Source organism: Prosthecobacter sp. (assembly GCF_044222565.1).
Classification (GTDB): Bacteria; Verrucomicrobiota; Verrucomicrobiia; order Verrucomicrobiales; family Verrucomicrobiaceae; genus Prosthecobacter.
This window is the reverse complement of the sequence record NZ_JBGANA010000001.1, coordinates 384,413-407,858: the sequence shown is the minus strand read 5'-3', so window position 1 is coordinate 407,858 and position 23,446 is coordinate 384,413. Positions and strand designations below refer to the sequence as shown.

Genomic DNA, 23,446 nt, shown 5'->3' with positions numbered 1-23,446 from the left:
CCGGCTGCTGTTTTAGAGCAGGATTTATGGAGCCTAGCGGCGCAGCTTCTTCTTCAGGCGCATCCAGGTTGGAACGTCGAGATCCTCGCCCTGCACGATGGAAGGCTCGGTGTCCTTGAAGCGGCCGCGATCTTCTTCGCCGAGGCTGAAGGTCTGCTGGCTGTCTGTGGACTTGCGAGTGAGCACCGCGGTAGTGGCGCTGATCGTGGACTCGGGTTCGCTGTCGAAGGAGATGAGATCGTCCTGGGCGGGAGCGACTTCGGTCTGCAGGGTGACACTGCGGGCAACGACAGAGGCAAGCGTCGATTCTTTGTTGCTGCGGGCGGCATCGGCCAGCTCCTTGGCGGCCGGAGTGCGCACAGGGACGCGTGCTGTCTCCGGAGTGGATGCGATCATCGGAGCTGTGAACTCTTCAAAGGCAGGTGCTGGCTCTTCAATGTGCACCACCGGCTGCTCGAGCACTGGCGCGGGGGCCGGTGTTGGAACAGGTGCGGGAGCTGGGGCAGGGATTTCAACGGCCGGAGCCTTGTGGTTGCTGGTCAGCGGAAAGGGAAAGGCCTCGCCTGCGGCGGGGACGGACGTGAATTCCTCAGACTTGAAGAGCAGGTCCGGGGGGGACTCCACAGGCGGAGCATAGGGGGAAGGGGATTTCCTCGTCGCGACCTCGCGTTTTGGCGCTGGGGCAGGTGCCGGGGCCGGGGTGGGGGCTGAAATCGGGGCGATGGGCAGTTCAGCGCGTGGCTGCAGCATTTCCGAAGGAGGAGCCGCTGCGGCGTGGGCATTGAGCTGGTTCAGCCCCAGCGAGCTGATCAGGGTGACTGCGACTGCATCTCCCAGCTTGGAATCGACTCCAATGCCAAAGAGAATGTGTGTCTGATCCGGCACATGACGGCCGAGCTGCTTCATGACGCCTTCGACTTCCACCAGAGTCAACGAGTCACCGCCGGCCACATGCACCAGCAGGTTCTTCGTCTGGTGAAGGAGACGTCCGGAGTCGATGAGAGGACTCTTGAGCGCCTTTTTGAGGGCTTCGGTGCCACGGTTCTGGCCGCGGGCTTCGCCGAACCCGAAGAGGCAGCGGCCGTTGGCGTTGGCCAGTGCGGAAGTGAGATCATCTAGGCCGAGCTTTACCAGTCCAGGCGTCGTGGTGATGGTCGAAATGGCGCGCAGGCTCTGAGCGATGAGCTGATCCGCCTGGTTGAAGGCTTTCTGAATGCCGTCCTTGGGCAGGATGAGCTCTCCCATGCGGTTGTTTTCAAACAGCACAAGCGCATCCGCGCGTTTTTGCAGCAGTTCCAGCGCCTCCTCGGCTTGGGCCAGGCGACGACGACCTTCAAAGCTGAACGGCATGGTGGCCACGACGAGCACCAGTGCTCCCGTGTTTTTGGCGATTTCAGCGATGACCGGAGCCGCGCCGCTGCCAGTGCCACCACCGAGGCCGGAACTGATGAAAATGATGTCGTGATTTTCGACCGCCTGGCGGATTTGCTCGCGGGAGAAAAGGGCTGCCTCACGTCCGAGGTCCGGATCGCCACCTGCGCCGATGCCCTTCATGAGGTCGGCCCCCAGCTGGATCTTCAACGGTGCCATGGAATGGCCGAGCACCCGCACATCCGTGTGCGCGCAGACCAGGGTGGCATCGACGATACGATCAAGCGTGATACGATCGACAACATTGGAACCCGCGCCGCCGACACCGACGATGCAGATACGGGGTGCAGCTTTGCTGACACCTTCAGGAGTTTGGGAGCGGTCGTATTCTACCATAATCGTGGGTGGTTGAGGATGGAGTGCGTGTTTTTAAAAAATGTTAAAGTGTGACGGATGAGAGGAGTTCCTGCATGCGTCTGCCGAGGCGCTTCAATGGGGAGAGAAAGGGTTTCTCGCTGTCCAGAATCTGCGCGTAGCGAATGAGTCCGATGGGGGCGGAGTATTGCGGATTCTCGAAAGTGGCGGTGATGCCGCTGACGGGGGCCGAACCTGCGCGCGTGACCTTGATCCCAAACACTTCGCGGGCCACGACGTCAATGCCTTTCATCATGCTGACACCACCGGTGAGGAAAATGCCCGCGCCCAGGCGTCCCAGGTGGGCCTCCACACGAACACGCACCTGGGTAAGTATTTCTTTAGTCCGCAGGTTCATGACCTCGTTTAAAAACGCCCGTTCGATCTCGCCGAGAATCAGGCCCGTGTCGTCTTCAATGCTGAGCATCTCACCTTCCGGCACTTCGTCATACAAGACACTGCCTTCCTCCACTTTCAGCCGCTCGGCGCGGCCGTTTGGAATCTGCAGCGCCATGGAGACGTCATTGGTGATGTGATCTCCGCCTAGCGGCACGCAGCCGGAGGCCGTGATCATGCCGTCTTCATACAGGACGTAGTCACAAGTGCCGGCACCAAAGTCGATCATGAGCGCGCCCTGCATTTTGGCTTCACGTGTCAGCACGACCTGTGCCGCAGCGACAGGATTGAAGACCACGTCCTCCACTTCGAGCGGAATTTCGCGCACGCAGCGGATCGCGTTCTGCACCCGGCCGCGCACTCCATGGATGATGTGGTAGTCCGCCTCCAGCATGCGGCCCTCCCGTCCGATGGGCTGGCGCACGGCTTCCTGGCCATCGACGATGTACTGCCGTGTGACGCTGTGCAGGAAAACATTGGACTGCGGAATGGAGACGCTGCGTGCGATCTCCTTGGCCTCCTCCACATCATCTTCGGTGATTTCAGTCTGATCATCCGGCAGACGGTGGCGGCCGCGGTTGTTCAAGCTCTCGATGTGTGCACCCGTGACGCCGAGGAAAACATTCCGGATCATCACATCACTGCGGTCTTCCGCACGCACCAGGGCGTCGTTCACACAGGTCTGAACCTTCTCAAAATCAACGATTTCGCCTTTGCGTACGCCGCGGGATGGAGCCTGGCCGACACCGAGAATTTTGATGGCGCCGTCACGTTTGGCCTCGCCTACGACGACACAGATCTTGTGTGTTCCGATTTCAAGACCTGCGTAGATGGTGCTCTTGGCCATGAGTGATTTCAGCGTACGGGTGGAGTTGAGGCGGTGTCCGCCAGATTCAGCCCGGTGACATCCGGCGTTTCATGAAAAGTGGCGGGGGTATTGGTGCTTGCGATAAGATTCAGCGTGGCGATGCGCCACTTTCGCGCCAGCGCCTCGTGCATGACGCGGTCGAAGCGTGCCAGCTGAGGATCAAGGTCATCCACACCGAAAGTAACCTTGGTGTCTCCGGTGAAGTGCGCAACCAAGGACCACGAATTCGGGATCTCGATCACCTCGAGCGCGGGCTGCTCTTCCTGCATGCGGCTTTGCAACTGCTTCATCAGGCGAAGCGCAGCGTGTACCTGCAATTCAGAGGAGGGTTTTCCGGGGTCGGTTGAACTCAAAGCCGGGAACAGAATTCGCGGCATGGCGAGGTATTCCTTGGTGATTACATTGCACGGCACCAGCGCGCCTTCGGCATCCATCAGGCAGCCTTTGCCGCTCAGGGGGCCGAGAAGCTTTTGTTTCGGACATTCGATCCAAGCCACCGGAATGCGCTGCACGACGTCGAGAACGAGCTTGCCATGGTAGTCACGCTGAATAGCCGCTGACTTCACCTGGGGCAGGCGTTCGATTTTGGCGCGCAGTTCGCGCAGGTTCATCGTGAGCAGGTTCGTTGCCTCGGTCAGGCCCGTGGCGGCCACAATCTGCTGCCTGGTGAGCGTGCCGCTGGTGTTTACCTCCACTGATTTCAGCATGAACTGAGAGTTTTTTTCCAGCGCCTCGTGCCACGTCACCCAGCCGATGCCCATGACGATCATCGCCGCGATCAACCACATGGCCGTGCGAAAGCCGCGGCGGCGGCGCTCCACCGCCTCATGCTCACGGATCACGGGAGATTCCGGCTCATAGTCGATGACGTGGGTGCCCAGTCCCTTGCGCTTGCGAGAAGAGCGCTTGGCCGATTTTTTGGAGCCATTCTTGGCAGCGGACATGGTCAGGCAGACACAAAACCGGCGAGAAACACCGGCGGAATTGGTAGTTAACGTGCCTTAAATAAAGGATTCTCAGTCTGTTTGCCATAATTATTCGCGAAAAAATGCGCCCCCTGTATTCACAGAGGCGTAAGTTGTTCACAATTTCGGGCTAAGGCAAACCTTAGGAAGGTCCGACGGAATCGTTGCTGGCGTTACTTTTTCAAAACCCAAATATTGCGATAACGTACCGGATTGCCGTGGTTTTGGAGGTAGATGGGACCGGGGGTGTTCGCTTCCTTGTTTGGGGCCGAGGTTGTGTCTCCGGGCAGTTCCTGATTCTCGTGAATGATCACCCCGTTGTGCTTTACGGTGATCCTGGCATTGGCTGTTTTCTTGCCTGCGGCGTCGTATTTGGCGGCGATGAAATCGACATCATAGGTCTGCCAGGTCAGGGGTGGCAGGCACATGTTCACCTTCGGCGCAGCGATCCTGTAAAGGCCGCCGCATTCGTTGTCCTTCCCTTCCAGGGCAAAGCTGTCGAGCATCTGCACCTCATAGCGCCCTTGGAGATACAGGCCGCTGTTGCCCCGGCCCTGGCCGCGCGCGTCAGGCATGTAGGGAAGAAAAAACTCCACATGCAGACTGCAGTCGCCAAAGGTATCCTCGCTGGTGACGCCTTCCATCAGCGCCCCCATGGATTCATCCACCCGGGATTTTGGGAAGCGGTTTACGCCTTTGCCATCGAACAGCACTACTGCATTCTCCGGAGGCATGGCTCCGAGTGTGGGAGAAGTCCGGTTCATCCGGTTGAGTTCCATGATCTTCACGCCCTCAGCGTTGTTCACCAGAATGCTCGCGCCGTTCACCTCGGCCTTAATGGAACCGTCCGGCGACTCGAACGCTGCGCTTTTGGCCCCCTCGGCCCGTTTGCCAATGACCCGGGTTATCGTCGCCTTGTCGCCATCCCAGCCCGCGCCGGGCAGTCCACCGATGCGGCTGACTGCCTCAAACTTTCCGCCGCCCTGAGCCCAGATCTGCACGCCGTAGGTCTTTCCATCGATCTCCCCCACATACTCTCCCTGAATCGGGAAATCCTCGTCCGTGTGGGCAGGATCGGTATAGGCCTTGGGTTTTGGCGCGGCGGGTTGCTGGGCATGCAGGGCTGAGGCAATCAGGAGAGCGGTGAGGAGGAGACGCATGGTTGAAAGGTGGAGAGGGAATGCTTTTGCGCCAGTATGGGAAGGGCGTGGCACCGCATAAGCTTCAGATCAATTCCCGCAAAGGCGCGCCCTGATCGACAATGAAGTTTGGCCGGCCCTGATGATCCGTATAAGTCGCATCAAGCGGGACCCCCATATGATGGTAGATCGTCGCGGCGAGGTCGCCTGGGGTGACGGGGCGTTCGTCGATCTGGCCGCCGTCTTTGTCGGAGGCGCCGATGACCTGGCCGTGACGGAAACCTCCACCGGCCAGGGACATGGACATGACGTGAGGCCAGTGATTTCGTCCATCCGTGCTGCCCTGCGTCCCGAGCGTGGGCGTGCGGCCAAACTCGCCCATGGTGATGACGAGGGTGTCATTGAGCAAGCCGCGTTCGGAGAGGTCGCTGACCAGCGTGGTGATGACGTGATCAAAAACTGGCAGGAGCGGGCGCAGGCCGTTCCAGATGCCACCGTAAGGCGGGATGTTGTCGCCATGATTGTCCCAGGTGCCGGAGGCTCCGTGGTTGCTCAGATCAATGGTGACGAACGATGAGCCGCGCTCGACGAGACGCCGCGCCAGCAGCGCCTGTTTGGCCCAGTCGTGGTCACCGTATCGATCCCGCACCTTCTGCGGTTCCTGATTCAGATCGAAAGCCTCCTGCGCCCTTCCTCCGGCGACGATGTCGTAGGCGGTCTGTGAGAAACTGTCCATGGCGCTCATCATGCCGCTGGCGTCCAGTTCTGCACGCAGCCCGTCCATCTGTTTGCTCAGTGTCTGGCGCGCCTGCAGGCGGTCCATGCTGAGACCGGCTGGCAGTTGAAAGAGCTTCGTGGCATTGCTCCCATCAAAAGGATCATACTGCGTGCCGAGATAACCACCCCAGCCGACGTGCGAGCGCGACTTCATGTTCAGCACCACATACGGCGGCATTCCCGGATGATTGGCCCCGCGATGCTTGGAAACGATGCTGCCGAAGGATGGGTAATACTTCGCCTTTGGGTTCGTGCGCGGCTCATTGGCCAGATTTGCGGTCTGCATGACCATGTTTGGCTCATGATTGCTGAAGCGGCAGTCCACCGATCGGATGAGCGTGAACTTGTCGAGCATCGCGGCCTGCTTCGGCAGGTATTCACAGATGTGGGTGCCGGGCAGCTTGGTGGGAATGGTCTTGAACGGGCCGCGAATCTCACGGGGCCGGTCTGGCTTCGGGTCCCAGGTGTCGATCTGCGATGGGCCGCCGGTCATCCATAGCAGGATCACCGCTTTGTTTCCCTTGGTGACCTTGCCTTCCGCCCGCAGTTTCATCAGCGCTGGCAGGCTTAGCGCACCCAGCCCTGCGAGACTGGTTTTGAGCACGGAGCGCCGACCGTGAACAACCACGCCATCCCTCACACGCGGATTCATGAACGCGAATGCGTGCGGATCACTATGACCCGGGCAGGGATGAGCATGGGAGGACATCCGTGGTAATACGGAGGCGGGCGGAAACTCTAACCATTTGAATGCAATCCATCCGCGTCGAGTAAGTGCGGGGGTGCCTCACCGGACACCTCGACCACGAAATCTGGAATGAATCCTTTGTTTGGCTTCTCCGGATAAGCGCGTGGGTTTGCAAGGATGCGGGTTGCGCCAATGCGGTAGTCGTTGCTGTGATGGATGTGACCATGCACCCAGAGATGTGGCTGAAACTCGTTGATCAAATCATCGAGGTGGGAAGCATAAGCGCAACTGATTGGCTCAGAGCGCCGATGTTCGGGCAATGACAGAAGGGAAGGGGCATGGTGAGTAACGACGACAGAGGTTCCAGGATTGCCACTGCTGAGGAAATCTCGCAGAGCCTTAACAGACGCCAGGTGGGCCGAGCGTGTGTCGCGAGGCGAGAGACGCTTGTAATGGAAGGTGGAGTTCCGCACTCTTTTGTAATCGTTCATCACGGCACCCGCCTCGGCCGCTCCGTCCATCCATTCGCCCATGAGCGCCAGGTCAGTCCACAGGGTGCTGCCGAAAAAACGCACCCCACCGACGGTCACGGATTCGTTCTCCAAAAAGTGCACGTTGGTGCCACGTGCCTGTTCGCGCAGCTTGTCAAACAGGCTCGGATAGTTCTCGCCGTAGAATTCGTGGTTTCCGCAGATGTAAATCACCGGCACATCGGTGATCTCGCGCAAGATCCACTTCAAACCGTTGGTCTTGGTCGCGATGTCACCTGCCAGGACCACGCAGTCACAGTTCACCTTCGGCAGAGGCACCTCGCCAAATTCCTGATGAAGATCGCTGACCACATGGATGCGCATGGAGTCATGTAGCATGCGGAGCACTGCTTTCCAAGCGCCGCAGCTATTCTCGCGACCGTCATTTCATCCTGAGGTACGAGGTTCCTCGTTACCCCGCCTTCACCAGCGTCACCAGTTCCTGCAGGGACGCCTTGGCATCACCGAAAAGCATGCGGCAGTTGTCACGGAGGAAGAGGGCGTTCTCGATGCCGGCGAAACCTTTGCCCATGCTGCGCTTCATCACGATCACCGTGCCGGCTTTCTCGGCCTCGATGATCGGCATGCCGTAGATGGGGCTGGATTTGTCCTCGTGGGCGGCGGGATTGACCACATCGTTGGCGCCGATGACGAGGCACACGTCCACGCGATCCATTTCGGGATTGATCGTTTCCATCTCGATGAGCTGATCATAGGGCACGTCGGCCTCTGCCAGCAGCACGTTCATATGGCCGGGCATGCGGCCGGCCACGGGATGAATGGCGAAGCTGACTTCGACGCCTTTTTTGGCGAGCTCATCCGCAAGCTGCCGCACCTGATGCTGCGCCTGAGCGACTGCAAGGCCGTAGCCAGGAACGATCACCACACGGCCCGCCATGCCGAGCAGCAGGGCTGCTTCATCCGCAGGAACGGACTTCACGCTGCCCGTCGCAGTGGCGGCGGTCCCGGCGGCATCCGTCTGGCCAAAGGCGCTGAAGAGCACGTTTGTCACCGGCCGGTTCATCGCCTTGCACATGGCCAGGGTGAGGATGGTGCCCGAAGAACCCACGAGCGTTCCGGCAATGATCATGGCGACATTATCGATGGCAAATCCATCCGCCGCGACGGCCAAACCCGTGAAGGAGTTCAGCAGCGAAATCACCACCGGCATGTCCGCACCACCGATGGGCATCACCATCAGGACACCGAGCGCCAGGGCGATGAGGAGGAACAGAATCATCAGCACCATGCTGTGAGAACCCGCTGCCATGGCCAGCGCCAGCAGCAGGCTGATGACGAAGAGCGCGCCATTGAGCAACTGCTGCGAGGGGTAGGTCACCGGTTTGTCGAAGTGTCCCTCAAGCTTAAAAAAGGCGATGATGCTGCCGGAAAGCGACACGGCTCCGATCATCGCCGCGCATAGCATGGACACCACGAAGGTCAGGCTCGAGCCAGATGTGACGTGGGCAAACTCGATTGCCGCCACCAGTGCCGCAGCACCACCGCCGGCCCCATTGAAGAGGGCCACCATCTGCGGCATCGCGGTCATCTTCACTTTGTAGGCGCCGGCGGCACCGACGACCAGCCCCAGCACCAGCCCGGCGAGGATCAGTACCCATTTCCACGTGGAGACGCCTCCGCCGTGGGAGTCGTGCAACTGCGGCAGCGCCGCCAGAAGGGCGATCATCATGCCCAGGCCGGCCACCCGATTGCCTTGACGTGCGGTCTTGGGAGAAGCCAGCAGCTTGATGCCGATGATGAATAGAACAGAAGCAAGAAGAAGGGCGAAAGCGGTGGTCATGGTGTCGTCGGTCTCACTTCTTGCGTTTGAACATCTGCAGCATGCGGTCCGTGACCATGAAGCCGCCAAAAACATTGGCGGAACCCAGCACTACGGCGAGGAAGCCTGCGGTGGTTTGTATGAAGCCCTCCGCTTCTGCCAGTGCCAGCATGCCCCCCAGCAGGATGATGCCGTGGATCGCATTCGTGCCGGACATCAGGGGCGTGTGGAGCATGGACGGAACTTTGGAGATCAGCTCGAAGCCGAGAAAAATCGACAGCACGAAGATGGTGAAGACGAGCATTTCCGAAGTCATGGCATGTCACGGGGTGCTGGCGAGTTTTTCATTCACGATGCGGCCGCCATGGGTGACGACGCAGCTTTTGAGGATGTCATCGTCCAGGTTCAGCATCAGCGTCTGCGACTCTTTGTCCCAGAATTCTGTCAGCAGGGCGGTGACGTTGGAAGAAAACATCTGGCTGGCATGCACGGGCACGCGGCATGGCAGGCTGGAGGTGCCGACAATCCTGACACCCTTGCGCTCGATGGTTTGATCAGGCACCACACCTTCGACATTGCCGCCGCTCTCCACGGCGAGATCCACCACCACACTGCCGGGCCTCATGGCGTCCAGCATCTCGCTCGTTAGGAGCACTGGCGCGCGGCGGCCAAACACCTGCGCCGCTGTGATGACGACGTCTGATTCCGCGCAAACGCGCGCCATGCCTTCGCGCTGGAGCCTGAGCTGTTCATCGGTAAGCGCCCTGGCATAGCCGCCCTCCGTCTGCCCCGTCTCACCCACGTCGATCTTCACAAATTTGGCGCCGAGGGATTTCACCTGTTCTTCCACGACCGGACGTGTGTCGAAAGCCTCCACCTTCGCGCCAAGGCGTTTGGCGGTGGCGATGGCCTGCAGTCCGGCCACGCCAGCGCCGATGATGAAAACCTTCACCGGCTTGATCGTGCCAGCGGGCGTCATCATCATCGGGAAAATTTTTCCTGTCTCCGCCGCTGCCGCGATCACCGCCGCGTAGCCGGCCAGGCTCGCCTGGGATGAGAGCACGTCCATCTTTTGAGCGCGCGTGCTGCGCGGCACCATTTCCAGGCTGATGGCGCTGACTCCTTGTTGAGCGAGGGCCGAGATGAGTTCCGGGGATTGAAAAGGATCCAGCAAAGCAACGAGCACCACGCCAGCGCGAAGGCTTTTCACTTCAGCAAGGGCGGGCTTGCGCACTTGCAGAATAACGTCTGCCGCAGCCAGCATTGCTGCGCGCTCTGTTCGAACCGTGGCGCCTGCCCGCGTGTAGTCCACGTCACTGTGGCCGCACGAAATCCCGAGGCCTGCTTCTACTTCGATGTGGGCTCCCACCGCCACCAGCTTCGCCACATGGTCCGGCACGAGGGCAGTGCGCGTCTCTCCTGCATGAGTTTCTTTGGAAACGACGACGGTCATGGGCTTGGTGGAACACGAACGATGGCGAAGACTGCCATCGAGCCGTCTTCGTGTAAAGAATGAAAGGGCTGGAAGCGCTAGGCTCCGGTCCTAGTGGAAGCTGTCATTTCGGCACTTTCAAATACGCGATCAAATCCGCCAGCGACTGCGGAGTGAGGGCGGCCTCAAGCCCCTCCGGCATCAGGGACATGCCCGTGCTCTGCAAAGTGGCGATCTCGCTGCGCAGCACGGCCTTCGTGAGATTCCCCGCCATCTTGAACGTCAGGCTCGCGCTCGTTTCCGTTGCGATGACGCCGTAGAGCTGCTCGCCGCTTTTGAGTGTGCAGTTGTAGGCCATGAATCCCGGCTCAATGATCGCACTCGGATCGAGGATTGAGTTCATGAGCTTCTCCGCATCATGCTGCACCACGCTGCGCAGATCCGGCCCGAGCTCGAGGCCCACACCCTCCAGCTTGTGGCAGGTGATGCATGCCTGGGCAAAGATGGCTTTGCCTTTGGCGGCATCCCCTTTGAGCTGCAGAGCGGGTTTGAATTTCTCTACCACGGCTGCGCGTGTAGAACTGGATGCGTCTGCAAACACCGCCGCCGCCTGTTGGGCGATCTGCTTTTTGGGGTGCTTGATCAGTCGTGCCCGCATCGCTGCATCGCAGCCTTTGGCCTCAGGGCGCTTGAGTAGAGCGAGTGTCCAGCCCTCGTTGGAGAGGAGGGTTTCAAGGATTTGCATGCGCACCGCAGGCGTGCGCTCGTTCCAACCCGCGAGAAGGAATTTAGGCCCGTTCTGTGGCTGCAGCCTGCCTGCCAGACGAAGCACCTCGGGGGTTGCCGACTTCTGCCAAAGCTCCGGAAGCAGAGCTTTGACCATTTCCCGATGCTCGCGATCAGAGGCGAGCAATTCCAGGTCTGCCATGGATGGCGGGGACTGCGATGTCTTTACCGCAGCCGCAGCCCGGCCGAGCAAATCAGACATTTGCTTCAATCCTTTCTGCGCGGCTGGTGAAGTGGTTTGCTTTGTGAACTGGGCCAGGGAAAGCTCGTTTTCATCCAGAACGGTTAGATATTCCGCAGTGTGTTTTGAGGATTCCGGTCGCGAAAGCAGAGCTGCCAGGGCATTCTCGTTTTTCACCGCCAGAGCGCAGCGAAAAAGCATGCCAACGACCCCCGTGTCCCCCTCGGGGGAAAGAGCGCAGACACGTTCCAAATGCGGTAGCACCGAGCTCAATGCCGCGCCTTGAAGCGGTGAAGCAGAGGGTGCTGTGCGGAGCAATTCTGCGAGCAAATCAGCCGCCCAGTCGTCGCGCAGTTCGCCCAGGGTGCAGGCAAGCTGGAGCTGAACCTTTTCATCTTTGTCGTGCAGGAGTTTGGCGAGCGCTTGCTGCAATGCGGGTGAGTCGTTTGTCCATTTCAAGTGCTCGGCCATCTGCAAGGCCTGCTCGCGGACGTGAGGGGATTCATGGTTCAGAAGCTCAATGCAATCGCTCCTTTGCAGCAATCCCTGTTGCAAGGCGGTCCAGCCGGCTTGAGCGGTTGTTTGAGCTTCCAGTGGTTTGGGTAGAGCATTAAGTGCTTCGTTCAAAGCCACTTCACTGTGACTCCAGAGATGCTGCATCTGTGCCTTGTCGCGTTGCCACCCATTTGAGCTGCTTAACCACGATTCCCATTTCTCAGGCCATTTCGCCTCACCACCCTTTTTGGTTGCTTTGACCACTCGCCAAATCCGTCCTTTGTCATCTCCCTCACGGTAATGCGGAAGCAGCTCGTCTTTGCCATTCTGCGGCAGCCACTGCGGGTGCTCGATCATGTAGCGGTACATGTCCGCCACCCACAGCGCGCCATCGGGTCCCGTGCGAACCATGACGGGGCGGCACCAGCGGTCTTCGCTGGCGAGGAAGTCCAGCTTTGACTCGGCGGGATCGCGAGTGGTTTTGAACGTGACGCCGTCATCCTCAAGCACGTGATGCTGCACCACGTTGTGAAATGGCTCGCAGGTGAAGGCGTGGGTTTTGCCGTCATCAAACAGCACACGGTCGCGATACACCTCGATCCCGCAGGCGCTGGTAAAGCGCCCCGACTGGTCAAAGCTATGGAAGCGCTTTTCCATGCTGCTGGCGGGATACACTGGCGGATTGCGCGGAAAAAGCTGATGGACCGGATCCGGCGGAATCACATGGGGATTTCTGCGCAGGTAGTGGTCCTGCAGAACATAGTGCCACAGCGGAAAGCTGTTCTGCACACCGAACCAGTGGCCCCAGTCATCTCGCGCGCGGCCAAACTGCGAAGGGCCGCTCTGCGGATCAAACTCGCCCGTGTCCGGCTTGAAGCGGAAGTCCCGGCTGCCCAGATCAATCTTCTGCCCAGTCAGCTTGCATTCAATCTGCGTGCCTTTGTTATACCCTCCGTGATGTGCACCCGCTGCGCAGTACACCCAGCCGTCCATGCCCCAGCGCAGACCGTTGACGCGCAGCTGTTGGTTGCCGGTGCTGAATCCGGTGTACAGCACCTGTTTTTCGCCATTCGGCTTGATGAAAAACAGATCAGGTGCCGCCGTCACCAGCACTCCCTCACGCCACGTCAGGATGCCGGTTGGATAGCTGAGGTCTTTCACGATCACGGTGCGCTTGTCGTAGCGACCATCGCTATTTTTATCCTCCAGCATCACCACGCGCCCACCAGGTTTGCCATTGCCATCCATGCCGAGCGGGTAGTCCGCCATCTCAATCACCCACAGTCGTCCTTTTTCATCCCAGTCAAAGGCCACCGGGTCCAGCACGTCCGGCTCCGCTGCGACGAGTTCGACGCGGTAGCCTTCGCGAACATGCCATTTCTTTGCCGATTCCTCGGGGGAGAGCGGCTGCGAAGCGAGCTCCACCTTCGACTTTGCGGGCGCGGATGCAGCCGGCTTTTCCAGGCCGGCGACCACCACATCTGAGAATCCCCCTTCGAGTGGAGCGAGGTCATCGCAGCGCCGGCCAATGAAGAGTTCTGTCGCGCCGGGCGCGGTGACGGGAAGGTCGGCATCGATCTCGACTTTGCCGTTGAGCATCACCTTCACGTGAGTGCCCAGGCGTTCCAGCTTCACCTCATTCCAAGATCCAGGCGCGATAATCGTCTTTCCACGCACGATTTGGTTCGCGTCGTTGCCATTAAAAACAAACAATCGTCCCGGCTCCGAGTCTTTGTAGTTCCCACCAATGCCGAGATGATCCCCCGGCGCCTGATGACCACCCTTTGGCCCGCGTGAGATGAGGTAGGCGGTCACTGCGCTGACGTCGTTCGCTTTGGTGTTGCGAAAGCGCATCGACGCCGACCAGTTCTGATGTCCTTTTAGCAAGGCTGAGGTCTGTACCTGGGCCTGTTGCGCCCGTTCCTTTCGCGTTATCGCATGCCGCGAATTGTCTTCCGAGACTCTCGAGATGGCCCACAACTTTGAAATCAAAGAGGGCTCTAGGACTTGCTTCCAGACGGTGATCTCATCGAGTCGTCCTTCGAGTCCTTTGCCAAAGACAACCTCATTGGCCGCCTCGCCTGCTGTCCCCTCCAAAGACGGCTTTTCGGCGCCATCGATATGCACTCGCACGGACTCGCCATCGCGAATCAAAACCGCAAAATGCCAGTCATCGGCGAACAGCTCTTCTTTCGATTCCTCACCTCCCAAGGTGAGCCGCACTCGATGCTGAGCATCCTGGCGCGCCTTCAAACTGACGCCGAGCGCATTGATCAGCTCCCCCGTGCGGTCGCTCGCGCCGCTTTCATGTCCGAGCCAGAACCAGAGGGCGACTGTGGCTACGCTCGGGACCTTTCCCGGAGTAAATCCGCCGTCTTTATTTTTTTCCTGCAAACCACGCGTCCAGTTTGTGGACAAGTAACCGCCGGCCAGATGAACTGAGCGGTTGATATCATGCGGGCCGGAAAAGGCAGAGGATTTCAAGGCTGATTCATCGCCGTATCCGCTGCCGCTGCCAGCACCGGGAAGATAAACAGCATGTCCTTCCGGCATTGCCAAAAAGCAGCCGTTGTGCTTTGGATCCCACTGGCACATGCCGACGCCGTCCATTCGATAGTAGGCCACGGGATTTGTCTCATAAACGCGCTGGGCATAGTCGCCATCTTTGGGACTCAGGTACTGTACAGGTTGTCCTAAAAAGGCAGCGAGGGCTTTGCGAAGTTCTTCCACCATCCACGACTCAGCCCATGCGTCCAGTCCCGCGGTTCGTGCGGGCCATGTGGTATAGCCCCCAAGTTCATGTTGCTCCCGAGGAGGGATATACCCCTCCGCACCATTGGCCAGTTCGATGTTAAAGTGAGTTTTGAACGGCGATGATCTCCTCAATTTGAGACCTGTGACAGCATAGACCTCGTTCGGCAGTGTCGCGATGCTCAGGTCGCCGATTCGGATCGCCTGCAGCTTCACGGTCGTCTTCTGCCTCTCGTGCAGGATGAGCGCTTCGCGCGCATACACCTCCTGCTTGTCCTTTGGCACATCGTTCACGATTTTCGCCGCAATCGGACGGGCCCAGGCAAGGCGTTTTTCATCGGGCACGCGGTAGCTGAGTTCCAGCGTCTTCTCCACCATGTCGAGCGGCACATGGTCGCGATAGGTCACGGTCTTCAGAGCCTGCATCGCGCTGTCCGCGACCGCGTTTGCATAGGCATCCAGCGTGATGTTCTTCTTTTCAGCACCATAGTCCATCCACATCAGGTCGCCGCTGGTGCCCTGGCTCATGGCGCAGACGAAGGAGTCGTTGCCTTCCCCCTTCTGGCCCATCTTCTCCGCGAGGTGTTTGCAAAAGAGGCCATAATAATCTGACGAAATGGGGCCGCTGCCGAAGTAGTGCTGAGAATAGTTTGCCAGTACGCCGAGAGGTTTGCCGTCGATGGTTTGCAGGGAGATGACGGAGAGCTGCGGATCGACAGGGCCGCTGGGGCCAACGACGTCTTTGCTGAGGTGGCCGGGGTGCATGTTGGCACGGCCGGTGGGTTCACCAAAGGGATCAACGACTTCCTTGCCGGGCAGGCGTATCCAGCGGCGGTTGTGCGTGTGCTCCCAGTCATCAAAGCTGCCCCAGCCGATGCGCGCAGGCTGCAGCGCTTTGTCTGCCGCCACGATGGCCTCGGCAATTTTTGGTGTGAGAAATTTGCCATACTCCGTGTCCTTGCGAGTGCCAAGGCACCCCATGGCCGCTGGAGCGGAGTGCGTGTGTGTGGCGCTGACCATCATGCGATCCATTGGGATCCCGCACTGCTTCGATGCGAGCGCCTTGGCCTCATCAATGAGCGACTGCTCCATCATGCAGGTGTCCACGATGGCAAAGGCGATCTTCATCTTCCCGTCATCCAGCACAAAACTCCGCACATGCAGTTTGTCCGCGGTTTTCTCTCCACGCCCTTCGAGGAAACCACCCGCGATGATGCGCGGAAAGGTTTTTGGTGTGATGTCCACGGCGGCGACGCCGGCGTGGAACTCGGCCCGCACCTGAGAGGAGAGAAGGAAAAGACTGGAAATAGCTAGAAGAGTCTTCATGAGGCTGGTTTAAACCAACGCTCATGAAGACCGCTTGCTTGCCCGACGTTTACGCGATCAGCGGGCCGACGGCTGGTTCGGCGAGAAGCTTTTGCACTTCTGCGACGAGGCCGTCCACAGGCACCATGCTCTGCGAACGGGCCAGCAGGTTTTTGATCACGACGTCTGGGTATTCAGCGCCGAAGACGATGGCAAAACGCGCCTTGCGGTCTTCTGCCGCCTGGAACTGCTTGCCGACTTTCTGCTGTCCAAAGCTGTAGTCAGTGCGGATGCCTGCCGCGCGCAGGGCCTGGACTGCGGCGAGCGCGTGCGGGCGCTGCGCTTCATCCGCGATCACCACAAAGGCATCGATGCTGCTTGCCGCAAGATAAGCGCTGGTCAGCTTCATCTGTGCACCGGGAGTGCGTTCGAGCAAAATGCCCAGCACGACGTCGCCCATGGCGAAACCTGCTGCAGGCATGTCCACAGCACCATCACTCATGAGGGCGCACAACTTGTCATAGGTGCCGCCGCCAGCAAGAGCGCGGAGGCCGTGCTTGAGGTCGAAGACTTCAAAAACGACGCCGGTATAATAGGCGAGGCCGCGGACGATGGTGGCATCGATCTTGATGAACTGCCACAGGCCGCGCGCGGTGAGGTTTTCACGCAACGCAGCGAAGGCCGGATGGTTCTCGTCTGCGGAGGCCATGAAAGCACGAACTTCGGCTGTGGTGAGGCCGATGAGTGCAAGCTTCTTTTCGGTCTCGTCGGGTTTGGCACGCTCGATTTTGTCGATGATGCTGAGAAAGGTCGTGGTGTGCTCTTCGGCGATGTTCTTTTCTGTCAGGAAGGTGCTCCAGATTTCGCGATTGCTGAGGCGGATGATGAAGGCATCGGCGCCCACGCCGAACTCGCGCACGACATCAATGGCGAGCGCGATCAGCTCTGCAGAAGTGGCGGCGGAAGAGTCGCCGAGGATGTCGGCATTGAACTGAATGAACTCACGGCCACGGCCTTCCTGAGGCTCTTCGTAGCGGAAGCAGGGGCCGATTTGAAACCACTTGATGGGTTTTTTGAAATCACGCTGACGTGCGGTGGCCATGCGGGCGAGCGATGGCGTGACTTCGGGGCGCAGGGAGATTTCGCGCTTGGCTTTGTCGAGAAAGCAGTAGAGCTGATTGGTGATCTCATCGCCACTTTTCTTGCGGTAGAGATCGGTGCTTTCCACCAGTGGCGCTTCATACTCCACGAAGCCATAGCGGCGTGCCACGGAACGCCAGGTTTCGGTGATGTAATTTCGCAGTGCGCACTCCTCGGGGAAGAAGTCGCGAAAGCCTTTGACTGTTTTGAATGAGGCCATAGAGGGGGGCAGGATTCATCTTCATGCACATCGTGAACGCAACCGGAAATGCGGCATGGTGCGGAAGTGTTTTAACTGCATGCTCTCCGACCTTTTAGTGCGCGATTTCCGCTGCTTCGCCGAGGCGAAGCTGGAGCTGCATCCCGATGTAACGCTCCTGGTGGGGCGCAATGCCCAGGGGAAAACATCCCTGATCGAGGCCGTGTGCGTGCTTCTGCGCCTGCAATCCCCCCGTACGTCGAACCGTGCTGAACTGGTGCGCTTTGGTGCGGCGACGTGTCTGGTCGAGGCGCACTGGCATGGCAAACGGCTGCGCTATGCACAGTCGGCCACAACGCGGCGGCTGGCGGTTGATGGTGCCACATGTGGCAAATCTGGAGACTATCTTGCGGCGTCGGGCGTGGTGGTGTGGATGGATCACCGAGATATGAATCTGCTGCGTGGTGGAGCGGAGCATCGGCGCAGGTTTCTCGATTTCGCGGCGAGCCAGATGTTTCCTGACTACCTGCATGCGCTGCGTGGTTATGAGCGTGCCTTGCGAGGTCGCAATTATGTTTTGAAACGTGATGCCAGCATTGCGTGGAAGCAGGCGGACGCTTTTGCGAGAGTGATGGACGGCTTTGCGCAGACGCTTTGGCAGCGACGCTCAGAACTCTGCGCCGCGCTGCAGCCCGAGGTGATAGTGGCACACGCTAAGCTCAGCGAGGGAGCGGAGAATGTGAGCATCACGTTTCAGCGTACCATCGATGCGGGCATGAGCTTGTTTGATGCACTGCTTTCCATGCGTGATGAAGAAGCTCGGACACGTTCCACGGTGTTTGGTCCGCATCGCGATGACATCGGCATGCGATTGAACGATCTCGATGCGACCACGTTTGCCTCCGAAGGGCAGCAACGGTCCTTTGCGCTGGCGCTGAAACTGGCCCAGGCGCGGGTGCTGGAGCATGCCAGCGGTTTCCCGCCGCTGATGCTGATGGATGACGTTTTTGGCGAGTTGGACGCCCATCGCCGCCGTGCCCTGCTGGCCTGCCTACCTGCGGGGACGCAAAAAATCATCACCACCACGAACCTGGACTGGGCCGACTCTGATCAGCTGGCAGGGAGGGTTTTTGGCGTCCAAGAGGCAAAATTTAGCCTTCTCCGAGGCTGAAAGAGTGGATTTTTGCCCAAATTGGCCTCAAATTGCCAATTCCGCTCTTCTTAGAAACATCCCTTGACGCATTTTCAGGCGGTTTTAGCTTTATAATGGGTTAGATTGCCGTGCGCGCGTTGCTTTTCGTGATTTTCAAAATAGTTGGAATTCTCCGTCGCGTATCTGGATTCTGACACCAGCTCGCATCAACACCTTTCCCCTTTATTCTCAAATGTTTGGCAAACTTTTCGGCTTTGTTGCCCAAGACATCGGCATCGATCTCGGCACGGCTAACACCCTCGTTTATGTAAAAGATCACGGCATTGTCCTCAGAGAGCCTTCGGTGGTGGCGGTTAAGACCGGCACCAACGAAGTCGTCGCTGTGGGAGACGACGCCAAGCGCATGCTCGGACGAACCCCGGGTGGCATTACCGCAATCCGTCCCCTCAAGGATGGCGTTATCGCTGACTTCCGCGTCACGGAAGCCATGCTGCGCCACTTCATCAAAAAGGTGCAGGGCGGCGGGCGCAAGATGCGCGGCCCACGTGTGGTTATCGCCGTGCCTTCCGGCATCACGGAAGTGGAAAAGCGTGCCGTCAAAGAGAGCGCGGAGCAGGCTGGCGCACGTGAAGTTTATCTGATCGAGGAACCGATGGCCGCGGCCATCGGCGTGGGCCTGCCGGTGCAGGAAGCGGCGGGCAACATGATCGTGGACATTGGTGGTGGCACCACCGAGGTCGCCATCATCTCGCTCTCCGGCATTGTTTACAGCCGCAGTGTCCGTGTGGCTGGTGACGAGCTTGACGAAGCCATCATCAATTACATGAAGCGCGCCTACAATCTCATGATTGGCGAGCGCACGGCGGAAGAAATCAAACTGCGCATCGGCTCCGCCTTCCCCCTGGGCAAGGAAACGACCATGGAGGTGAAGGGCCGCGACATGGTGGCCGGCCTGCCGAAGACCATCACGATTACAAGCCAGGAAGTGCGCGAAGCGATGCTGGAGCCTCTCAATGCGATCATCGATGCGGTGCGCACCACTCTCGAGCGCTGCCCGCCGGAACTTTCAGCCGACCTGGTGGACCGCGGCATCATGCTCGCGGGCGGCGGTGCCCTCCTCCGCGGCCTGGACAAGCTTTTGCAGGAAGAAACCGCGCTCCCAGTGCATGTGGCTGAGGATCCCCTCAGTGCTGTCGGCGAAGGCACCGGACGAGTTCTCAGCGAGCTCGAATTCCTCCGCAAAGTGAGCACGACCGAAGTCTGATGACCATTTCGCGCTGTGTCGCGTCCGCTTGAAAGTGTCTGCCGAAAAGCGCCGCATCCAGCCCGGAGGAAAGGCCAATCATGAAAAAGCTCAACATCCTCGCGCTTCTGATCTTCATTGCAGGGCTGGTTGCCGTGTTCACTTTCGACACCGCGACCACCCGCAAGATCCAGGCTCGTGTCATGAGTCTGCTGTCTCCTTTCATCCATAGCAGTGCTGCCATGGATCAGGCGGCTGAGGCCGCCGTGGCCCCGCAGGTAAACCCCGCGGATCTGAAACGCGAAAACGAAACGCAGCGCGTTCAGCTGGAACGCCTCCGCATCATCCAGCAGAAGTACAACCAGATCATCGAAGAGAACGCCAAGCTGCGCCAGATCATCGAGTTCAAACAATCGGCTCCTTTTAAAATGACGGCTGCCAAAGTGATCCGCCGGAGCACCACCACGTGGTGGAACAGCCTGATCATCGACAAGGGGTCTCTGGATGGCATCGGCACCGACAGTCCGGTGATCACCTCCGTGGGCTTGGTGGGCAAGACATCCACCCTGGCTCCGCACATGGCCAAGGTGATCCTGCTGACCGATGAGATGTGCCGTGTGTCAGCCAAAATTGAAGGAACTCTGGAGCAGGGCATCCTCGGTGGCGAGCGCGCCGCGCTGGAGGTGCGCCCGGAGCTGCATCTGCGCTTCCTCAATCGCAACTCCAACATCAATGCCGGAGCCGGAGTCTATTCCTCCGGAGAAGGCGGTGTCTTCCCGGCTGATCTCCTGCTGGGACGGGTGAAACGTTTTGAAAACCGTGAGATATCTGGAGAGGCCGTCATCGAACCCGCCGTTGATTTCTCGACCTTGGATTACGTGTTCGTGATCGAAATGCAGGTGGCCGCACCGGAGCCTGCTCCCGCGCCCGCACCAGCGCCGGAGCCTGCGGTTCAGCCAGCCCGCACCAAGCCCTGAGCCGTCATGCTGTTTCACCCGATCTCCATCATTCTGCTCCTGATCACCTTCATGGTGCAGGAGTTCATCCCTGGGTTGGAGATCGCTCAGTTTGCCACGTTGTTTCTGCCAGCCGTCTTTTTCTTCAGCGCCTCCGTTGCATCACCCTTCTCGATGATGCTCCTGCTCGCTTTCATGACCGGATTCATTTGGGATGCCCGGCATCTTCCCGGTGTCATGGAGAGCGCGTCCAATGCACAGGATGTGTTCGGCACGGGTGCGGATTCGGAGCTGGGCGCGGGCAGTCATCCGCTGCCATTCGGCCTGTCCATCGTGCTTTTCGGCATGCTGGGCACTCTGCTGCAGGGCATCCGCCCGTTGTTCAAACGCGGCCGCCTTGAACTTCCGGTGCTGATGGTTGGCCTTGCCACATTTGCCTGGCTGCTCTCCCAATACTTGATCATTACTTTTCTGCGCGGTTCTCTGCAGTTTCCAGCCGGTGTCTGGACAAAGATGATCACTGACAGCCTGCTTGCCATGCTCGCCGCGCCGCTCATCTTCCTGCTGCTCTACTCGCTGGCCCGCCTGTCGAGCTAAAATACCGCTTCCGTCTCTACATGTTCGCCCTCGCCATGATGTGCGGGTTTGGACTGCTTGTCTTCAGGCTGTGGTCGTTGCAGATCGACCGCCGGGAGGAGTTTGCCAAAATGATCCCCGGTGCGAAGAAGGAACGTGCCCGCATTCCCGGCCCGCGCGGAGAAATCAAAGACCGCAATGGCGTTGTGCTGGCCACCAATAAGGCCAGCTTTGAAGTGCGCATCAATCTTGCTGAAGTCGTCACGGAGTACAAGCGCCAGGCCAAGATCAAAAAGATCCCTCTTCCCGAAGTCACTCTCGACATTATCAAGCAGGGTATCAAACGCCAGGATTCGGAGCTCGACATTTTCAAAATTTTTGAAGAGACCATTGCAGACCGCATGCGCGAGCTGGGAGTGCACAAGGACTACAAGAAGGATTCGCTTCGGGTGCATTACCGGAGCTTCGGCGGTGCGGTGCCCTGGGTATATCGCGATGACCTGACCTTCGCGGAGTTCAGCCGCATTGCCGAGCACAATCTGGGCCTGCCAGGTGTCACAGTCGCCGAGCGTGCTTCACGGATTTATCCTCTCAAATCGGTGGCCTGCCACATTCTCGGCTACGTGCGTCTCCCTGACGATCAGCGTGCCTCAGCCGAAGACCGCAAAGGCTGGGATTATTATGTGCCAGATGATTTCGGCGGGGCAGGGGTGGAGAAGAGTTTTGACAACTACCTGCGCGGGAAGCCTGGCGTACGCGTCATGCAGCGGGATCAGCGTGGCAGACCGGTTGGCGAGGTGGATGAGGAATACGAGGAGCCGCGCAAGGGCAACGATGTATATCTGACGCTGGACGCACGCATGCAGATCATTGCGGACAAGGCATTGCGCGAAGGCAAGATCGGCCGCGGTGCGGTCGTCGTCATCGAGCCGAGTTCCGGTGAAGTGCTGGCGATGGTGTCCGTGCCTTCCTACGATCCGAACCAGTTCATTCCAAGCATCCAGCAGTCGGACTGGGATGCCCTCAATGACGGGCCGACCCTGCCCCTGCTCAATCGTGCGGTGCGAGGCTTCGTGCCGGGATCAACCTTCAAAATACCGATCTCGTTTGCCGGATGCCTTGCGGGCATCCAGATGAGCCACTTCAACTGCAGCGGCAGCGTTACTTATGGCAACAAGGCCATGCAGTGCTGGATCCAGCGCCAGAGTGGCGGCTCTCACGGCACGCTCGGCCTTAGCGATGCCATCAAGTATTCCTGCAACTGCTTCTTCTACCGCTATGGCAATGCGGCTGGCATCAGCAACATCACCAAAGTGGGCAAGATCCTCGGCCTCGGCACCCGGACCGGAATCGAGCTCGAAGATGAAGCTCCCGGCATTCTGCCCAACCCGGACTGGCTGCGCGCCAATCACCCCAATGAGCGCTGGAGCGATGGTGCCACGGCAAACACTTCCATCGGCCAGGGCTATGTCCTCGCTTCGCCTTTGCAGATGGCTTCGGTCAGCGCCACGGTCGCCAATGGTGGCAAGGCTTGGAGTCCGCACCTCCTGAAGCGCGTGGTGGATCACGATCAGGCAGTGCTGGAAAATCCGCCTAGCTTGCGTGGAGATTTGTCCGCCAGTGTGAAGCCGGAGGAAATCGAAGTGATTCGCAAAGGCATGTGGAAAGTCGTCAACGACCCTTCTGGCACAGGCAAGGGTGCGCGCATCACCGGAGTGGAGGTTGCAGGAAAAACCGGCACCGCCCAAAACTGGCGTCTCGATGAGAAGCGCGTCAAGCATGACGACAATCACACCTGGTTCATCTGTTTCGCACCCTACAAAGACCCTAAATTCGCCGTTGCCGTGCTTGTGCAAAATGGCAAGTCAGGCGGCGGATGCGCAGCGCCCGTGGCACGGCGTGTCCTCGAGCAGTGCCTTGCTCTGGACAGCCCGAAGTTTACTCTGACCCCGGAGCCAATGGAACCTGCGGAAGGTCATTTCAATCACATCCCGTCCGTCCAGTACGTTGGCGCAGCAGTGCCCCCTGATGCGCTCGGCGGGGATGAAGATGGCGACACGGGTGCGGGCGCATCTACGCCTGAACCTGCCACCAATGACATGCCGGCTGTGCGTACGGCACCGAATATCAAACCGAAGGCCGATTCAGCGGGATCGGCCGGGAACAGCTCAGTTCAGAATGTGCCCAAGGCCGTGCCAGTGCGCAAGGTCGGTATCTTCGACCGGCGTTCCCAGGAAAACAAACCATCCGACGGCGCTCCGAGCGGCGGCGGATTTTTCCGCAAGCTCTTCCGCTGAGGGG

At 59.3% G+C, this 23,446-nt stretch carries 16 protein-coding genes; 5 read left to right on the top strand and 11 right to left on the bottom strand.

Features of this window, described 5'->3' with window-relative positions; all coding sequences use genetic code 11:
• Positions 1-33 precede the first annotated feature (33 nt).
• The 11 genes from ACILSR_RS01570 to hisS form a co-directional block, all read right to left on the bottom strand.
• Positions 34-1,767 (bottom strand): cell division protein FtsZ, encoded by a 1,734-nt coding sequence (locus tag ACILSR_RS01570; protein ID WP_395747961.1) that lies wholly within the window; start codon positions 1,765-1,767, stop codon positions 34-36.
• A gap of 43 nt (positions 1,768-1,810) precedes the next feature.
• The gene (gene ftsA / locus ACILSR_RS01565; protein WP_395747960.1) at positions 1,811-3,028 is read right to left on the bottom strand and encodes a cell division protein FtsA; all 1,218 of its coding nucleotides are present in this window, start codon (positions 3,026-3,028) and stop codon (positions 1,811-1,813) included.
• Positions 3,029-3,036: 8 nt separating this feature from the next.
• Positions 3,037-3,993, bottom strand: a complete 957-nt coding sequence (locus tag ACILSR_RS01560; RefSeq protein ID WP_395747959.1) for a cell division protein FtsQ/DivIB — start codon at positions 3,991-3,993, stop codon at positions 3,037-3,039.
• 194 nt (positions 3,994-4,187) lie between these two features.
• Entirely contained in the window at positions 4,188-5,174 is a 987-nt protein-coding gene (locus ACILSR_RS01555; RefSeq protein WP_395747958.1) for a DUF1080 domain-containing protein, read from the bottom strand.
• A gap of 64 nt (positions 5,175-5,238) precedes the next feature.
• Positions 5,239-6,582 (bottom strand): DUF1501 domain-containing protein, encoded by a 1,344-nt coding sequence (locus tag ACILSR_RS01550; RefSeq protein ID WP_395747957.1) that lies wholly within the window; start codon positions 6,580-6,582, stop codon positions 5,239-5,241.
• An 86-nt stretch (positions 6,583-6,668) separates the two neighbouring features.
• Positions 6,669-7,472, bottom strand: a complete 804-nt coding sequence (locus ACILSR_RS01545) for a metallophosphoesterase (protein WP_395747956.1) — start codon at positions 7,470-7,472, stop codon at positions 6,669-6,671.
• 88 nt (positions 7,473-7,560) lie between these two features.
• Complete coding sequence (locus ACILSR_RS01540; RefSeq protein WP_395747955.1) at positions 7,561-8,949, bottom strand: NAD(P)(+) transhydrogenase (Re/Si-specific) subunit beta; 1,389 nt, start codon at positions 8,947-8,949, stop codon at positions 7,561-7,563.
• Between the two features lie 13 nt (positions 8,950-8,962).
• A complete protein-coding gene (locus ACILSR_RS01535) occupies positions 8,963-9,244 on the bottom strand; it encodes an NAD(P) transhydrogenase subunit alpha (protein WP_395735852.1) in 282 nt (93 codons plus the stop codon).
• 6 nt (positions 9,245-9,250) lie between these two features.
• Positions 9,251-10,381 carry a Re/Si-specific NAD(P)(+) transhydrogenase subunit alpha gene (locus tag ACILSR_RS01530; protein WP_395747954.1) on the bottom strand — a complete coding sequence of 377 codons (1,131 nt, stop codon included), beginning with the start codon at positions 10,379-10,381 and terminating at the stop codon, positions 9,251-9,253.
• 103 nt (positions 10,382-10,484) lie between these two features.
• Positions 10,485-15,899, bottom strand: coding sequence for a neutral/alkaline non-lysosomal ceramidase N-terminal domain-containing protein (locus ACILSR_RS01525; protein WP_395747953.1), 5,415 nt, complete (start codon positions 15,897-15,899; stop codon positions 10,485-10,487).
• A 49-nt stretch (positions 15,900-15,948) separates the two neighbouring features.
• Positions 15,949-17,238 carry a histidine--tRNA ligase gene (gene hisS, locus ACILSR_RS01520; protein WP_395747952.1) on the bottom strand — a complete coding sequence of 430 codons (1,290 nt, stop codon included), beginning with the start codon at positions 17,236-17,238 and terminating at the stop codon, positions 15,949-15,951.
• A gap of 79 nt (positions 17,239-17,317) precedes the next feature.
• On the opposite strand from hisS, the gene recF reads away from it, so the two are divergent.
• The 5 genes from recF (at position 17,318) to mrdA (ending at position 23,442) form a co-directional block, all read left to right on the top strand.
• Positions 17,318-18,388, top strand: coding sequence for a DNA replication/repair protein RecF (recF, locus tag ACILSR_RS01515; RefSeq protein WP_395747951.1), 1,071 nt, complete (start codon positions 17,318-17,320; stop codon positions 18,386-18,388).
• A gap of 214 nt (positions 18,389-18,602) precedes the next feature.
• Positions 18,603-19,634, top strand: coding sequence for a rod shape-determining protein (locus ACILSR_RS01510; RefSeq protein ID WP_377169129.1), 1,032 nt, complete (start codon positions 18,603-18,605; stop codon positions 19,632-19,634).
• An 80-nt stretch (positions 19,635-19,714) separates the two neighbouring features.
• Positions 19,715-20,590 (top strand): rod shape-determining protein MreC, encoded by an 876-nt coding sequence (gene mreC / locus ACILSR_RS01505; RefSeq protein WP_395747950.1) that lies wholly within the window; start codon positions 19,715-19,717, stop codon positions 20,588-20,590.
• Between the two features lie 6 nt (positions 20,591-20,596).
• Positions 20,597-21,166 carry a hypothetical protein gene (locus ACILSR_RS01500; protein WP_395747949.1) on the top strand — a complete coding sequence of 190 codons (570 nt, stop codon included), beginning with the start codon at positions 20,597-20,599 and terminating at the stop codon, positions 21,164-21,166.
• Positions 21,167-21,186: 20 nt separating this feature from the next.
• Positions 21,187-23,442, top strand: coding sequence for a penicillin-binding protein 2 (gene mrdA, locus ACILSR_RS01495; RefSeq protein ID WP_395747948.1), 2,256 nt, complete (start codon positions 21,187-21,189; stop codon positions 23,440-23,442).
• Positions 23,443-23,446 lie beyond the last annotated feature (4 nt).

What these genes read in the sequence shown, in the direction of transcription:
- hisS (WP_395747952.1), bottom strand. Translation starts at nt 17,238, where the DNA reads ATGGCCTCATTCAAAACAGTCAAAGGCTTTCGCGACTTCTTCCCCGAG.
- ACILSR_RS01535 (WP_395735852.1), bottom strand. Translation starts at nt 9,244, where the DNA reads ATGACTTCGGAAATGCTCGTCTTCACCATCTTCGTGCTGTCGATTTTT.
- ACILSR_RS01545 (WP_395747956.1), bottom strand. Translation starts at nt 7,472, where the DNA reads ATGCGCATCCATGTGGTCAGCGATCTTCATCAGGAATTTGGCGAGGTG.
- ACILSR_RS01500 (WP_395747949.1), top strand. Translation starts at nt 20,597, where the DNA reads ATGCTGTTTCACCCGATCTCCATCATTCTGCTCCTGATCACCTTCATG.
- ACILSR_RS01540 (WP_395747955.1), bottom strand. Translation starts at nt 8,949, where the DNA reads ATGACCACCGCTTTCGCCCTTCTTCTTGCTTCTGTTCTATTCATCATC.
- ftsA (WP_395747960.1), bottom strand. Translation starts at nt 3,028, where the DNA reads ATGGCCAAGAGCACCATCTACGCAGGTCTTGAAATCGGAACACACAAG.
- ACILSR_RS01550 (WP_395747957.1), bottom strand. Translation starts at nt 6,582, where the DNA reads ATGAATCCGCGTGTGAGGGATGGCGTGGTTGTTCACGGTCGGCGCTCC.
- ACILSR_RS01525 (WP_395747953.1), bottom strand. Translation starts at nt 15,899, where the DNA reads ATGAAGACTCTTCTAGCTATTTCCAGTCTTTTCCTTCTCTCCTCTCAG.
- mreC (WP_395747950.1), top strand. Translation starts at nt 19,715, where the DNA reads ATGAAAAAGCTCAACATCCTCGCGCTTCTGATCTTCATTGCAGGGCTG.
- ACILSR_RS01570 (WP_395747961.1), bottom strand. Translation starts at nt 1,767, where the DNA reads ATGGTAGAATACGACCGCTCCCAAACTCCTGAAGGTGTCAGCAAAGCT.
- mrdA (WP_395747948.1), top strand. Translation starts at nt 21,187, where the DNA reads ATGTTCGCCCTCGCCATGATGTGCGGGTTTGGACTGCTTGTCTTCAGG.
- recF (WP_395747951.1), top strand. Translation starts at nt 17,318, where the DNA reads ATGCTCTCCGACCTTTTAGTGCGCGATTTCCGCTGCTTCGCCGAGGCG.
- ACILSR_RS01530 (WP_395747954.1), bottom strand. Translation starts at nt 10,381, where the DNA reads ATGACCGTCGTCGTTTCCAAAGAAACTCATGCAGGAGAGACGCGCACT.
- ACILSR_RS01510 (WP_377169129.1), top strand. Translation starts at nt 18,603, where the DNA reads ATGTTTGGCAAACTTTTCGGCTTTGTTGCCCAAGACATCGGCATCGAT.
- ACILSR_RS01555 (WP_395747958.1), bottom strand. Translation starts at nt 5,174, where the DNA reads ATGCGTCTCCTCCTCACCGCTCTCCTGATTGCCTCAGCCCTGCATGCC.
- ACILSR_RS01560 (WP_395747959.1), bottom strand. Translation starts at nt 3,993, where the DNA reads ATGTCCGCTGCCAAGAATGGCTCCAAAAAATCGGCCAAGCGCTCTTCT.